At 70.7% G+C, this 13,421-nt stretch carries 12 protein-coding genes and 1 pseudogene; 8 read left to right on the plus strand and 5 right to left on the minus strand.

All coding sequences use genetic code 11. From position 1 onward, the window contains the following. Positions 1 to 351: 351 nt before the first annotated feature. Positions 352 to 798, minus strand: coding sequence for a ferritin-like domain-containing protein (locus tag ABTZ89_RS24970; RefSeq protein ID WP_270946913.1), 447 nt, complete (start codon positions 796 to 798; stop codon positions 352 to 354). Further along, a complete protein-coding gene (locus ABTZ89_RS24975; RefSeq protein ID WP_270946914.1) occupies positions 795 to 1,286 on the minus strand; it encodes a ferritin family protein in 492 nt (163 codons plus the stop codon). Before ABTZ89_RS24975 ends, ABTZ89_RS24970 begins: the two co-directional genes overlap by 4 nt. A gap of 256 nt (positions 1,287 to 1,542) precedes the next feature. Between ABTZ89_RS24975 and rimP the strand changes: the two genes are divergently transcribed. The 6 genes and pseudogenes from rimP to ABTZ89_RS25005 form a co-directional block, all read left to right on the plus strand. Next, complete coding sequence (gene rimP, locus ABTZ89_RS24980) at positions 1,543 to 2,100, plus strand: ribosome maturation factor RimP (protein WP_270946915.1); 558 nt, start codon at positions 1,543 to 1,545, stop codon at positions 2,098 to 2,100. Beyond that, on the plus strand, positions 2,097 to 3,152 hold the full coding sequence (gene nusA / locus ABTZ89_RS24985) for a transcription termination factor NusA (RefSeq protein ID WP_270946916.1): 1,056 nt from the start codon (positions 2,097 to 2,099) through the stop codon (positions 3,150 to 3,152). The genes rimP and nusA overlap by 4 nt, the downstream gene beginning before the upstream one ends. Positions 3,153 to 3,297: 145 nt before the next feature. After that, positions 3,298 to 3,579, plus strand: coding sequence for a YlxR family protein (locus ABTZ89_RS24990; RefSeq protein WP_408641767.1), 282 nt, complete (start codon positions 3,298 to 3,300; stop codon positions 3,577 to 3,579). Between the two features lie 92 nt (positions 3,580 to 3,671). Then, positions 3,672 to 6,605 (plus strand): translation initiation factor IF-2, encoded by a 2,934-nt coding sequence (gene infB, locus ABTZ89_RS24995; protein WP_351048834.1) that lies wholly within the window; start codon positions 3,672 to 3,674, stop codon positions 6,603 to 6,605. 61 nt (positions 6,606 to 6,666) lie between these two features. Next, complete coding sequence (locus ABTZ89_RS25000) at positions 6,667 to 6,960, plus strand: DUF503 domain-containing protein (protein WP_270946918.1); 294 nt, start codon at positions 6,667 to 6,669, stop codon at positions 6,958 to 6,960. Between the two features lie 131 nt (positions 6,961 to 7,091). After that, positions 7,092 to 7,301, plus strand: a pseudogene (locus ABTZ89_RS25005) (ribosome-binding factor A); the annotation flags it as partial. On the opposite strand, the gene ABTZ89_RS25010 reads toward ABTZ89_RS25005, so the two are convergent. Both ABTZ89_RS25010 and ABTZ89_RS25015 read right to left on the minus strand, forming a co-directional pair. Next, the gene (locus ABTZ89_RS25010; protein ID WP_351048838.1) at positions 7,271 to 7,762 is read right to left on the minus strand and encodes an MFS transporter; all 492 of its coding nucleotides are present in this window, start codon (positions 7,760 to 7,762) and stop codon (positions 7,271 to 7,273) included. The pseudogene ABTZ89_RS25005 and the gene ABTZ89_RS25010 sit on opposite strands and share 31 nt — an antisense overlap. Before the next feature lie 61 nt (positions 7,763 to 7,823). Continuing rightward, on the minus strand, positions 7,824 to 9,203 hold the full coding sequence (locus ABTZ89_RS25015; RefSeq protein WP_351048841.1) for a M20 family metallopeptidase: 1,380 nt from the start codon (positions 9,201 to 9,203) through the stop codon (positions 7,824 to 7,826). Between the two features lie 191 nt (positions 9,204 to 9,394). On the opposite strand from ABTZ89_RS25015, the gene ABTZ89_RS25020 reads away from it, so the two are divergent. Beyond that, complete coding sequence (locus ABTZ89_RS25020; RefSeq protein ID WP_351048844.1) at positions 9,395 to 10,294, plus strand: LysR family transcriptional regulator; 900 nt, start codon at positions 9,395 to 9,397, stop codon at positions 10,292 to 10,294. Positions 10,295 to 10,301: 7 nt separating this feature from the next. Here the strand turns inward: ABTZ89_RS25020 and ABTZ89_RS25025 are convergent, their stop codons facing one another. After that, positions 10,302 to 12,665, minus strand: a complete 2,364-nt coding sequence (locus ABTZ89_RS25025; protein ID WP_351048847.1) for a sugar-binding protein — start codon at positions 12,663 to 12,665, stop codon at positions 10,302 to 10,304. 235 nt (positions 12,666 to 12,900) lie between these two features. Between ABTZ89_RS25025 and ABTZ89_RS25030 the strand changes: the two genes are divergently transcribed. After that, the coding region (locus ABTZ89_RS25030) for a cyclic nucleotide-binding domain-containing protein (RefSeq protein WP_351048850.1) at positions 12,901 to 13,421 on the plus strand (521 nt) is incomplete at its 3' end.

Genomic DNA, 13,421 nt, shown 5'->3' on the forward strand with positions numbered 1-13,421 from the left:
GAAGGATCTGCGCGGTCCGTTCCCGGATCTGTCCGCCGTCCCGTCCGGTGGGGTGGGCCTCGAATCGACGTCTCCAGGGAAGCCCTCAAGCTCGGCTGGCCGCAGGAGGGCGCCCCGCGCTGACCCCCGGCAAGAGTCTGTCGGCGTATGCCGTCCGCGCTTGTGGAAGCGGCGTCAGCCGCTTGGACCACCTCATGCGGTTGACCACCCGCGGGTTCTGAGCGGTTTCCTGGCGAGGACGGCCCCTCCGCCGTGTATAGGTCATACATCAGGAGGGGCACCCGCAGTCCAGGGAAGCGCTCAGGTTCCGCTAAGCGACCACCCGAGCAACGCAACCCCCCAACAGGCTTTTCAGGCTTGGCCGGGGAAGGCCTGCGCGGCGGGCTGCTGGCCGATGGTGAGGCGCCAGCGCGTCGCGCGGGTCGCCGCGGTGGTCAGCCCGTCCAGCGCGGTGCTGCGCAGCCCCGGGTCGTCGGTGTTCTCCAGCACCGAACGCCAGCCGGTCTGGCAGTCGGTCTCCGCCTTGACCAGCAGCTCGATCGCCGAGCCCTGGTCGGTCACCTGCGCGCCCACGTCGTACGCGGGTTGTGCCGACGGCGCGGTCTGACCCGCGCCGCGGATCACCTTCACCGCCGTGTCGCGCACCCGCTTGTGCTGCTCGATCGCGTCGTTGATCGCGTTGTGCACGCGCGATTCGGTGGCGTAAGCGGTCGTCAAGCCGTACACCCACACCGCCGCGTGCTCGGCGTCCAACGCGCTGCGCAGCGCGTTGCCCGCTTCTTCCGAGAGCTCGGTCACCCCAACACCTCCAGCAGGCTCGCGCAGCTCGCCGAGATCGATCCCACCAGTCCCGCCCGGTAGCCCGGCAGGCCCGGCACCAGCTTCGACGCCTGGTCCTGAGCAGCGCCCAGCGCATCGGACAACGCCTGCGACGCCGCGCCGGCCGACCCCGGAGCCTGCTGCGGAGCGGCTTCCGGCACCGACGGCGGGTCCTCGGGATCGCGCGGGTTGACCCGGTCGATCTCCTGCTGCAGGGCGTCCGCGTGCGTGCTGCGCGCGTTCGCGATCTCGTTGGCCACCTCGGCCAGCTTCGCGTGCGCCTGCGCCACCGCCTTGGCCAGCTGGGCGTCGGACTTCGCCGCTTCCGCCAGCGCCAGCAGCTGGTCGGGCTCGTCGGGAGCGGAGCTGCACGCCGTGGTCAGCGCGGCGACGACCGGGGCTGCCGCGATCAACCGCAGGACGCTGCGCCGGCCCAGCACCGACCGGTCTCGCGAGGGGGAATCCACGCCGACCTATCCTGCCAGGCGACCAGGTCGACCGGTGTTCGGGCACCGGCCCCCGGCATGATCCGAACGGTCCCCGCCACGATCCGCCGATCGTAGGGATCCCACGGCGCGCTCGGGTGCGGACGGACGCGATACCCTGGGCGACCGCGACCAGCACGTGCAGCACTGGTCGCGGACCTCGCGCGCGCCGACCGGCGCCGCGCGACTCCGCCAGGTCTGTGAACGGACCGCGATCGAAACTTGGGAGTGTGCCAACGTGTCCAGCCCGCCGCGTGGTGAGATCACCGCGCAGCTGGAGCCCGTCGTAGCCGAGGTCTTGACCCGGATGGGCTTCGACCTGGAGGAGCTCGGCGTGCAGCAGGCCGGCCGCCGTCGCCTGGTCAAGGTCGTCATCGACTCCGACGAGGGAGTCGGGCTCGACGAGATCTCCGTCGTCAGCCGTGAGGTCGCGAAGGTGCTGGACGCGCACGAGCACGTCCTGGCCGGTTCTTACACGCTCGAGGTCACCTCGCCGGGCGTGGATCGGCCGCTGACCCGTCAGCGGCACTGGCGCCGCGCCCGCAACCGCCTGGTCAAGATGCGTCTGGCCGACGGCGAGCAGTTGGTGGCGCGGGTCGGGGAAGCCGATGATGACGGTGTCACCGTGCTGGTCGGCGGTGAACTGCGCCGGGTGGCCTTCCGCGACGTGGAGCGCGCGGTGGTCGAGGTGGAATTCCAGCAACCACCGGCGGAGGATTTGGTCAAGCTGGAGCGGGCTGCGGGCGGCGCCTCCCAGCAGGGAGACGACCGGGAAGACACGGAGGAGTCGAGGTGAACGTCGACATCGCGGCGCTGCGTGCGATCGAACGCGACAAGGAAATCCCGTTCGAGACGGTCCTTGAAGCGATCGAATCGGCACTGCTCACCGCTTACCGCCACACCGAGGGGCACGAGCCGCACGCCCGGGTGGAGGTGGACCGCAAGACCGGCGTCGTCCGGGTCCTGGCGCACACCTTGGCCGCCGACGGCAGCGTGCAGGACGAGTGGGACGACACCCCGGAGGGCTTCGGGCGGATCGCGGCGACGACCGCGCGGCAGGTCATCCTGCAGCGGTTGCGCGACGCCGAGCACGAGCGCACCTTCGGCGAGTTCTCCACCAAGGAGGGGGAGATCCTCGGCGGTGTCATCCAGCGCGACGCGCGCGCGAACTCGCGCGGCATGGTCGTCGTGCAGGTCGGGGACAGCGAGGGCGTGATCCCGTCCGCCGAGCAGGTCCCCGGCGAGAACTACGACCACGGCACCCGGATCAAGTGCTACGTCTACGGCGTCTCGCGCAGCGCGCGGGGCCCGCAGATCTCGCTGTCGCGCACCCACCCGAACCTGGTTCGGAGGCTGTTCGCGCTGGAGGTCCCGGAGATCGCCGACGGCACCGTGGAGATCCCCGCGGTGGCGCGCGAGGCCGGGCACCGCTCCAAGATCGCGGTGCGCTCGACCGTGCCCGGCGTCAACGCCAAGGGCGCCTGCATCGGCCCGATGGGCGCGCGGGTGCGCAACGTGATGAGCGAGCTCGGCGGCGAGAAGATCGACATCATCGACTACTCGGACGACCCGGCGACCTTCGTCGGCAACGCGCTGTCGCCGGCCAAGGTAGTCTCGGTGGAGGTCGTCGACGAACGCACCAAGACCGCGCGGGTGGTCGTGCCGGACTTCCAGCTCTCGCTGGCGATCGGCAAGGAAGGCCAGAACGCCCGGTTGGCGGCGAGGCTGACCGGTTGGCGCATCGACATCCGCAGTGATGCAGACCCCACCACGAGCGCTGCCCCAGCGCACCCGGAGGATCTGGACCCCGCGGTGGACGGTGTGCAGACCGCGGGTTCGGCCGAGTGACGTCGTCGGGTTAGAATCGATGGCAGGCTGACGCGAGGGAGCAACGATCCGCACACGTGTGTCCGGCGAGCACGGCGAGAGCCGTGGGCCGGTTCGTACCTGCGTGGGGTGTCGTACCCGGACGTCGCCAGTTGAGCTGCTGCGCGTGGTCGCCGAGGTCGACGGGGATTCTCCCGTCGTCGTTCCCGATCCGCGACGTCGGCGGCCGGGCCGGGGAGCCTGGTTGCACCCCGATCCGGCATGCCTGCGTCTGGCAGAGCGGCGCCGGGCGTTTCCGCGAGCACTTCGCGTGCGGGGATCACTCGACACCTCGGCCGTGCACGAGCACTTCGGTGCCGAGCAACCGCAGCAGGCGGCTCAAGACAGGACCGACGCGGGATCCGTCCCGCGCCAGGCAACTGAAGGAAAGCAGGTCGACCCGTCATGAATCAGCCGTGAAGCTGAAGCCATGAACGCGCATCGGCGATAGGACGAGGTCGAGCGGGACTGCCGCCCGGCCTCACCCAGATGAGGAGAGCAGTGGCAGGCAAGGCCCGCGTACATGAGCTCGCCAAAGAGCTCGGTGTTACCAGCAAGGAAGTACTGAACAAGCTCGCCGAGCAGGGCGAGTACGTGAAGTCTGCGTCGTCCACCGTGGAGGCCCCGGTGGCCCGCAGGTTGCGCGACGCCCTCAACAAGTCGTCCAAGAAGAGCGACGGCGGCAAGCCCGCTTCGGCAGAGCCGAAGCCCGCGCGCCCGGAATCGGGTGCACCGAAGCCCGGCCCGAAGCCGGGCCCCAAGCCCGGTCCGCGTCCGGAAGCTCCCGCTGCGGAGCGCCCGAAGCCGGGTCCGAAGCCCGGTCCGCGTCAGCCCGAGCCGCAGGCCAAGCCCGCCGAGCAGGCCCCGGCCGCTCCGGCGGCGAAGGCCGACCAGGCTCCGGCCGCTCCGGCGCCCAAGCCCGAGCAGGCCCCGGCCCCGGCGGCCCGGTCCGAGCACAAGCCGGGCCCCAAGCCCGGTCCGAAGCCCGGCCCGAAGGCTCCCAAGCCCGGCCCGCGTCAGCCGCGCGTCGGCAACAACCCGTTCGGCGTCGGCAGCGGTGCGCCGCAGCAGCGCCCGCCGCGTCCGGGGCCCGGTCCCCGGCAGCAGGGCGGTGGCCAGGGCGGCCCCGGTCGTCAGGGCGGCGAGCGCCGTCAGGGCGGCGGTCAGGGTGCCGGTTCCGCTCCGGCGGCGGGCAACGCGCCGCGCGGTGACGGCGGCTCGCGTCCGAACCCGGGCATGATGCCCCCGCGCCCGAACCCCGGCATGATGCCGCCCCGTCCGCCGCGCAGCGGTGGCGGTCCCGGCGGTGGCCGTGGTGGCGGTGGCCGTGGTGGCCCCGGTGGCGGCGGTCGTCCCGGCGGTGGCGGCGGTGGCCGTCCCGGTGGTGGCGGCGGCTTCCGCGGTGGCGGCGGCGGTGCGCCCGGTGGCGGCGGCGGTGCCCCGGCAGGCGGTGGCTTCCGCGGTCGTCCCGGCGGCGGTGGCCGTCCGGGTGGGCCCGGTGGCCGCGGTGGTGCGGCCGGCGCGTTCGGCCGTCCCGGTGGTCCCGCGAAGCGCGGCCGCAAGTCGAAGCGGCAGAAGCGCCAGGAGTACATGGAGAACATGCAGGCGCCGTCGGTCGGCGGCGTCCGCCTCCCGCGCGGTGGCGGCGAGACCGTTCGCCTGCGCCGCGGTGCTTCGCTGACCGACTTCGCCGAGAAGATCAACGCCAACCCGGCTTCGCTGGTGCAGGCGATGTTCCACCTCGGTGAGATGGTGACCGCGACCCAGTCCGTCTCCGACGAGGTGCTGGAGCTCCTCGGCCAGGAGATGAACTACAAGGTCGAGATGGTCTCGCCGGAGGACGAGGACCGGGAGCTGCTGGAGTCGTTCGACATCAGCTACGGCGACCCGAACAGCTCCGAGGAGGAGCTGCAGGCGCGTCCGCCGGTCGTGACCGTGATGGGTCACGTCGACCACGGTAAGACGCGACTGCTCGACACCATCCGGAAGGCGAACGTGCAGGCCGGTGAGGCGGGTGGCATCACCCAGCACATCGGCGCCTACCAGGTCGTCACCGAGCTGGAGGGCAACGAGCGCCCGATCACCTTCATCGACACCCCGGGTCACGAGGCGTTCACCGCCATGCGTGCTCGCGGTGCCAAGTCGACGGACATCGCCGTGCTGGTGGTGGCCGCTGACGACGGTGTCATGCCGCAGACGGTGGAAGCGATCAACCACGCCCAGGCGGCCAACGTGCCGATCGTGGTCGCGGTCAACAAGATCGACGTCGAGGGTGCGAACCCGCAGAAGATCCGCCAGCAGCTGACCGAGTACAACCTGGTCGCCGAGGAGTACGGCGGCGAGACCATGTTCGTCGACATCTCGGCGAAGCAGGGTGTCAACATCGAGAGCCTGCTCGAGGCGATCCTGCTGACCGCGGACGCCACGCTGGACCTCCGGGCCAACCGGAACATGCCGGCGCAGGGTGTGGCGATCGAGGCGCACCTGGACCGCGGTCGCGGTCCGGTGGCCACGGTGCTGGTCCAGCGCGGCACGCTCCGCGTCGGTGACTCGGTGGTCGCCGGTGACGCCTACGGCCGCGTCCGCCGGATGATCAACGAGAACGACGAGGACGTCGTCGAGGCGCTGCCGTCGCGGCCGGTGCAGGTCATCGGCTTCACGTCGGTGCCGGGTGCCGGTGACACCTTCCTGGTGGTCGACGAGGACCGGGTGGCGCGGCAGATCGCCGACCGCCGCGGTGCTCGCATCCGGGAAGCGCAGAACGCGGCCAAGCGCAAGCGCGTCAGCCTCGAGGACCTGGACAAGGTGCTCAAGGAGACCAACCAGCTGAACCTGATCATCAAGGGTGACAACTCGGGTACCGTCGAGGCGCTCGAGGAATCGCTGATGAAGATCGAGGTCGGCGACGAGGTCGAGCTGCGGGTCATCCACCGCGGCGTCGGTGGCATCAACGAGTCCGACATCAACCTCGCCACCGCGGAGAACACCATCGTCCTGGGCTTCAACGTCCGGGCCGAGGGCAAGGCGGCCGAGGTCGCCAACCGCGAGGGCGTGGAGATCCGGTACTACTCGGTGATCTACCGGGCCATCGAGGACATCGAGCAGGCGCTCAAGGGCATGCTCAAGCCGGAGTACGAGGAAGTCGAACTCGGCAAGGCGGAGGTCCGCGAGGTCTTCAAGTCCTCCAAGGTCGGCACCATCGCCGGTTGCATGGTCACCGAGGGCATCATCAAGCGCAACGCCAAGGCACGTCTCCTGCGCGACAGCGTGGTGGTCGCCGAGAACCTCAGCGTCAACTCGCTGCGCCGGTTCAAGGACGACGCCACGGAGGTCCGCGAGGGCTTCGAGTGCGGTCTGACCCTGGGGTCGTACAGCGACATCAAGGTCGGCGACATCATCGAGCCCTACGAGATGCGCGAGAAGCCGCGCGACTGATTCGCAGTCCGCAGGGGGTCGTCGTCCGACGGCCCCCTGCGTTCTCGCGGTGGGGGACCCCATGTATGTCGGTGTGCTCGAACTCGACGTGCTGCTCGGCGACGTCCGCTCGCTGAAGCAGAAGCGCGCCGTGGTGCGGCCGGTGGTGGCCGAGCTGCGGCGGCGCTTCGAAGTCGCGGTCGCCGAGGCCGGGAACCAGGACCTGCACCGCCGTGCGCTGGTCGGCATCGCGGCGGTGTCCGGCGACGCCTCGCACGTGCGCGAAGTGCTGGACGCCTGCGAGCGGTTGGTCGCCGCTCGCCCCGAACTCGAACTGCTTTCGGCCCGGCAGCGCATGCTCGGCCCGGAGGACTGAAGAGGTGGTCCGCGGATCCCCGCGACCTCGTCCTGAGAAGGACTCCCCAGAACGTTCCGCTCCTCGTGCGGGCGGCTGAGCGGCCCGTGCCGCTCCCCAACTGAACTGAACTTTCCCGAAGGAGGTGCGCCGTGGCTGATACGGCGCGCGCCCGCAGGCTCGCCAAGCGGATCGCCCAGATCGTCGCGTCCGGGCTGGAGTACGAGGTCAAGGATCCGCGACTGGCGATGGTGACGATCACCGACGCCAGGGTCACCCCCGACCTGCGGGACGCAACTGTCTACTACACGGTCTTCGGCGACGACGCCGACTACGCCTCGACCGCCGCCGCGCTGGCCACGAACCCGCGTCGGCCGGGCAGGTGCTCGACCATGAACGCGGTGGCGCTGCCGAACTCGCCGCCTGCCGAGAAGCCCTGGATCAACCGGGCCAGCAGGATGCCGATCGGTGCGATCACGCCGATGGCCTCGTAGGACGGCATCAGGCAGATCATCGCGGTGCCCAGCACCATCAGCCGGATCGACAGCGTCAGCGATGCCTTGCGGCCGGCGCGGTCGGCGTAGGCCCCGAGCACGACCGCGCCCACCGGGCGGATCAGGAACGACACGCCGAAGGTGCCCAAGGTCAGCAGCAGGGACACCGTTTCGTCCTGCGCCGGGAAGAACACCTTGGAGATGACGGTCGCGAAGATCGCGTAGACGGCGATGTCGTACCACTCGAGCGCATTGCCGATCGAGGCCGCTGCGATGATCCGGAACGGATTCCGCTGCTGCGCCGTCGTCGTCGCGGGGGAGGTGGCCATCACGAGCTCCGTTTTTCGTGAGGAGGCGTTCGCCTGCGCGCAGGTCCGAACGTCGAGCGGATCAGCGGTGGATCTCGGCGAAGTCCCAGAACAGACCGGCCATGATCTGCAGCGCTTCGCGGGACAGCGACCCGAGCACGTGTTCGTCGGGGGCGTGCTGGGCGCAGGCCGGGTACGAGTGCGGGACCCAGATCGTGGGCAGCCCGAGCACGTCGGCGAAGGCGTCGTTGGGCAGCGTTCCGCCCAGGTTGGGGAGCAGGGCGGGATCGCCACCGGTGGTGGTGCGCAGCGAGTCGAGGGCCCAGCGCACCCATTCGCTCTCCGGATCGAGGCGGGTGGCGGCCACGCCGCTGCTCACCTCGACCTCGACCATCGGGAAGCCGTGCTCGTCGAGGTGGTCGCGCAGGATCCGCTCGGCGTCGCGCCAGTCGGTACCCACCACGAACCGCAGCTGGCAGTGCGCCTCGGCGCTGCCGGGGATGGCGTTGACCGGCGCGTGCGGAGTTCCCGCGGTGAACGCCAGCACCTCCAGGGTGTTCCAGCCGAAGACCCGTTCGCTCGGGCTCAGGCCCGGCTCACCCCAGTCGGCGTCGATCTCCGGCGAGCCCGGACCGCCGTCGACCGCGATGTCGGCCAGCGCGGCCCGCACCGACTCCGGGATCGACTCGGGCCGGAGGCCCTGCACCAGCAACGCCCCGCGGGAGTCGACCATGCTCGCCAACGCGTTGGCCAGCACGCTCGCGGGGTTGCGCAGCAGACCACCCCAGTTGCCCGAGTGGTACGCGCTGTCGCGCAGCCGGACGCGCAGCGAGAAGTTGACGGCTCCCCGCGAACCGAGGAACAGCGTCGGCCGCTGCGCCGCGACGCGGCAGCCGTCGGAGGCGATCAGCAGATCGGCGCGCAGCTCGTCGGCGAGGTCGGCGCAGACTTCGGTCAACCCGGGCGAACCGGTCTCCTCGCCCATGTCGAGCAGGACCTTCAGGTTGAACCCGAGTTCCCCGCCGCGCGCCGCCAGCACCTGCTCCAGCGCCGCGAGGTTGATGGTGTGCTGCCCCTTGTTGTCCGCCGTGCCCCGGCCGTACCAGCGGTCGCCCTCGACGGTGATCCGCCACGGGTCGAGTCCGCTGCGCCACTGCGCCTCGTGCCCGCGCACCACGTCGCCGTGCCCGTAGGTGAGCAGCGTCGGCAGGGAGTCGTCCTCGTGCCGGTGGGCGACGAGGAACGGCCCGCCACCGGGCACCGGGTTGTCGACGATGCGCGCGGTGCACCCGAGCCGTTCGACGGACGGCGTGATCTCCTCGGCCAGGTACCGGTGCAGCACCTCGGCGCGCTCCGGATCCTGGCTCTCGGTCGGAAAGGCGACACGGCGAGCGAGGTCGGCGCGGAACTCACCGGAGTCGAAGTACTGCGCAGCACCTTCGACGGCCTGCTTCCGAGACATCGCGACGCCCTCCCGGCAACTGCTCGCTCACCGCAGGTCTTCCCGCGAAGAGGATCTGATTTCCGCAAACTCAACCAGACGCCCGCACCGGGGAGAAGCAGCAAAAAAGCAAGGCGCCGTTGCTCGAACAGCAACGCCCGGAGCAGGTGGGCTCGGGGCGCGGCCTACTGTCATCCGCCAGGAGGTGTCGGATGCAGACGGGATTGGGATCTCTGCGGTACTTCGCGGAGGTGGCGCGGACCGGTTCGATCCGCGAGGCGTCCGAGCGGTTGCACGTGGCCACTTCCGCGATCAGCCGCCAGGTGGCGAAGCTGGAGCACGAGGCGGGCGTACCGCTGTTCGAGCGGCAGCCGCGCGGCATGGTGCTGACCGCGGCCGGTGAGGTGCTCGCGGCTTATGCCAGGCGGCGGATGCGGGAAGAGGAGCAGGTGCTCGACGAGATGCGGGAACTGCACGCCGGGCAGCGCCGCACGGTGGAGGTCGCGAGCTCGGAGGGTTTCGCGCAGGACGTGCTGCCGGAGGCGATGGCGTCGTTCCGGGCGCAGCACCCCGGCGTCCGGTTCCGCCTGCACGTCACCACTCCGGCCGCGGCGACCCGGCAGGTCGTCGAGGGCGTGGCGGACCTGGCGGTCACCTTCAGCACCGCACCGGAGCAGGGGATCCGGGTCGAGCACTCCGAGCGCCACGAGATCCGGGCGCTGGTGCGGGCCGACCACCCGCTGGCCGAGCGCGCCGAGGCGGAGCTGGCCGATCTGCTGCCGTACCCGCTGGCCCTGATGGAGGAGGGCACCACGCTGCGGCAGCTGTTCGACATCTGCTGCAGCATGGAAGGCCTGCAGTTCGACCCGGTCTTCGTCAGCAACCACTCCATCGCCCTGCACAGCTTCGCCCGGCTGTCGGGTGGTGTGACCCTGACCGGCAGGCTCAGCGTCCGCCGCCGCCTCGACCAGGAAGGTCTGGTGGCGATCCCGCTGACCAACCCGGAGCTGCTCCAGCGCAACCTCCAGATCCAGACGATGGCGCAGCGTCGCCTCCCGGCCCCGGTGCGCGACTTCGTCGACCACCTGATCGGAACCATCCGCGACGACTGATCCGCGGTCAGGAGTCGACCTCGGCGGTGGATGCTGCGGTGGTGCCCTGCGGGGTGGCGAATCCGACCAGGACCTTCGCCGGAGTGCCGGCGGGGATCGGGATCGGCACGTCGCGCTCGCCGTGGCCGTCCACGTCGAGTTGCCGGTCCGCGAGGACCGCGTTGGTCGCGTCGACAACGAACAGGTGGGCCCTGCCCGGGCCGTTCACGTCGAGGCGGGTGTGGACCACGCCTTGCTGGGTTCGGGCATCCGTGATCCGAGCTGCTGAGTCGCCGGCCGGGGGAGCGGAACCCAGCGAGGTCGCGAGCCGTGCTGCTTGGGCGATGCTCTGCGGTGAGTCCACAGAGGACGCTGCGTCCAACGGGAGTATCGGTGCAGGCGGTGGCGCCGGTTGTTCCGAGGGGTGGTCCTGGAGGGTTGCGCGGCCCCAGCGGTACGGATCGCCTTGGACGCCTGCCCAGGTGGACCAGCCGATGCGGGACTGGCCGGTCAGGTCCTGGGTGTCGGAGTCGTAGACCAGGACGTTCAGGCCGAGCTGGCGGGGATCGACTGAACCTGGCAGCGCGCGCAGCGGGATGGCGAGCTCGACGGTGTAGCCGCCTTCACGGACCTTGGACGCCAGCTGGACGCCGGGAGCGGTTTCCGCACCCGGGCCCTGGTGGTTGTCGGCGTCCCGCGCGAAGCAGGGCGTGCCGGTGGTGGTGGTCGGGAGCGCTGCGAGCTTGAACGTGCTGGCGGTGTTCTCCGAATCCGCCTTCGGATCGATGGTGATCTCCACGGCGTCCGTGCGCCAGTGGCGCTTGCAGTCGTCGGGAGCCAGGAGCGTGCCCTGCCGGTCGTCCACGACGTCGACCAGGGCGTGCAAGGTGTCGCCGTGCCACGAGAACCTCGCGGTGGCAGCGCAGTCCGGGGCGGAGCACTGGTCGCCCTCCCAGAGCGCCGATGCGTCGAGAGGGGCGCCCGGGTACTCCTGCGGGCCGGCTTCACCGTCCACCACCGGTGGTGCTTCGGCCTGCGGGATGGTCGTGGTCGGTACCAGTTCCAGCGCCGCAGTGCTCTCGCGGGTCGCGCCGTCGTCAGTGCGGGTGATCAGGGTGTAGGGGTGGTCGCCGCCCTGCGTTCCGGTGGGCATGTGCGGGTCCGCGCTGCGGACCGCGAAGGTGAGCACTTCCGTTGCGCCGGGCGCGATTCCAGCGAACCGCTGCACGGAGTTCGACACCTCGAACCCCTGAGGTGGCACGAACTCCACAGAACCGGAGCTGGGTTGTGCGCTGTAGTTGTGCACGACCACTCGAACGTCCTGGGCGCCCAGCTTCGGCATTGTCTGAACTGGGGGAACCTGGTTGCGCAGCAAGGGAAATCCAGCATCTTCGGTCCACTGCTGGAACTCCGCGACGCCTGGCAGCGGGGCTTGTTCCGCGACGACGCCGGTGTCCCCGCGACCACGAGGAGCCTCGGCCGGTGAACCTCCGGGAATGGGCAGCAGCGCGCCGAGCAGTGGTGCGTCCGCGCCGCGTGCGCCCGGCGCGTGAGGTGCGCGGTTGGCGAGCTCGGTCAGGTGGTCGCAGCCGATCTGCGCGGGATCGTCCGGGATGTCCGGCCGGGACACCCAGCCCTGGGTCTTGTACTCGCGTTCGGCGATGCGCTCCCGCTGCTCCCAGTTGATGCCGCCGCCGAGGCCGTGGACGTAGTACTGCGGCCCGGGTGAATCCGGCGGGGTGGTGCGCTGCTCGCACTCCGGCCCGCGGACCTCCTCCTCCGGCCCGGCCGCGTTGGACAGCACCCGCCGAACCGACCAGGGCGCGAGACCTTCGCGCTGGATCTGCTCGGGGAACGCCGCCGGATCAGCAGCCCGGCGGTAGGCCTCGAGCGCGAGTCGAGTGGCGTACTGGTGGTTGCCGTGGTTGCCCGGCGCGGGTGAGGGATCCATGGTGACCACTACTTCGGGCCGGGTCTGCCGCACGACCCGGACGAGCTTCGCCAGCACGTCGTCGTGCTTCCAGGCCTGCTCGGTCAGCGGTGCGCTCACCGTGTAGTAGAGATCCGGCTCGTCGAGGTTGTGGACGTCGGTGACGCCGAGCGCGCCAACGGCGCGGCGCTCCTCGCCTTCGCGCAGCAGTCCCAGCGCCGGGCCTTCCTCCGGCCCCACGGCGTTTCCGCCGCCCTCGCCGAGGGTGATGGTCGCGACGCCGGTGCGGATCTGGTGGTCGTGCCGCCAACGCCCGAACGTCGACAACGACGAGGCTTCGTCGTCGGGGTGCGCGCCGACGAAGAGCACGTCCACGTCCCGATCCGGACCCGCGGTGGCCGGGAGCCCCGCACCCAGCACTGCCACCAGCGCGACGACCGAACCAACACGAACCGCAGGCACCGGAACACCCCTCAGCCGAGACGATCAAGCACGACCGAGCGTGGCACGACTCCGATCACCGCGCTCCCGGGAACACGGTGAAGCACGCCGGAATTCGCCACCATCGATAAGTTCAGTGTTGAATGAAACCAATTGCCGGCAGACCGGAACGCCGCCATCCGGCTGACCGCCACCCGGCATTCCGAGGACGGCGTTCGGACGGTTGTCGGACCGCGCGAGGCTCGGCATGCTGTCGATGTCGAGATCACATCGCGACCCGGGGGTGGGCATGTGCGGCACCCACGCCGACTCCCGGCGGAGCCCGTTCGACGGCACGTTCTGGGCGATGCTGGCCCCGCTGGAGCGGGAGCTGGTGCTGCAGGCCGGTGCGGTGCGCCGGTTCGAGCCGGGCGAATCCCTGGGCCGCCAGGGTGATTCGTCCCAGCACGTGTACGTGCTGCTGGTGGGCAGCATCGAGATCGTCACGGACGTCAGCACCGGCTACGAAGGCGTGCTCGCCGTCCGGGGGCCGGGCGACGTCGTGGGCGAGCTCGCCGCGGTGGACGGCAGACCGCGCTCGGCGACGATGCGCGCGCTCGAACGGGTCGAGGCGATCGTCGTCCCGTCCGAGCGGTTCGCCGCGCTGTGCCGATCTCGACCAGAGCTCTCCTGGGTGCTGCTGCCTCGGCGTCCTCGGCTTCCATCGCGTCGACGATGGCGTGGACGTCCTCCGCCGAGGTGTCGGCTTCGAGGTCGCTGGTGGTCATCAGCTGCACC

This window comes from Saccharopolyspora sp. NPDC002686 (assembly GCF_040295745.1).
Taxonomy (GTDB): Bacteria; Actinomycetota; Actinomycetes; order Mycobacteriales; family Pseudonocardiaceae; genus Saccharopolyspora; species Saccharopolyspora oryzae.

Bases quoted from the DNA above. Each gene is read 5' to 3' on its own strand.
- ABTZ89_RS25020 (WP_351048844.1), top strand. From the start codon at position 9,395: ATGCAGACGGGATTGGGATCTCTGCGGTACTTCGCGGAGGTGGCGCGG.
- ABTZ89_RS25015 (WP_351048841.1), bottom strand. From the start codon at position 9,203: ATGTCTCGGAAGCAGGCCGTCGAAGGTGCTGCGCAGTACTTCGACTCC.
- ABTZ89_RS25010 (WP_351048838.1), bottom strand. From the start codon at position 7,762: ATGGCCACCTCCCCCGCGACGACGACGGCGCAGCAGCGGAATCCGTTC.
- ABTZ89_RS25000 (WP_270946918.1), top strand. From the start codon at position 6,667: ATGTATGTCGGTGTGCTCGAACTCGACGTGCTGCTCGGCGACGTCCGC.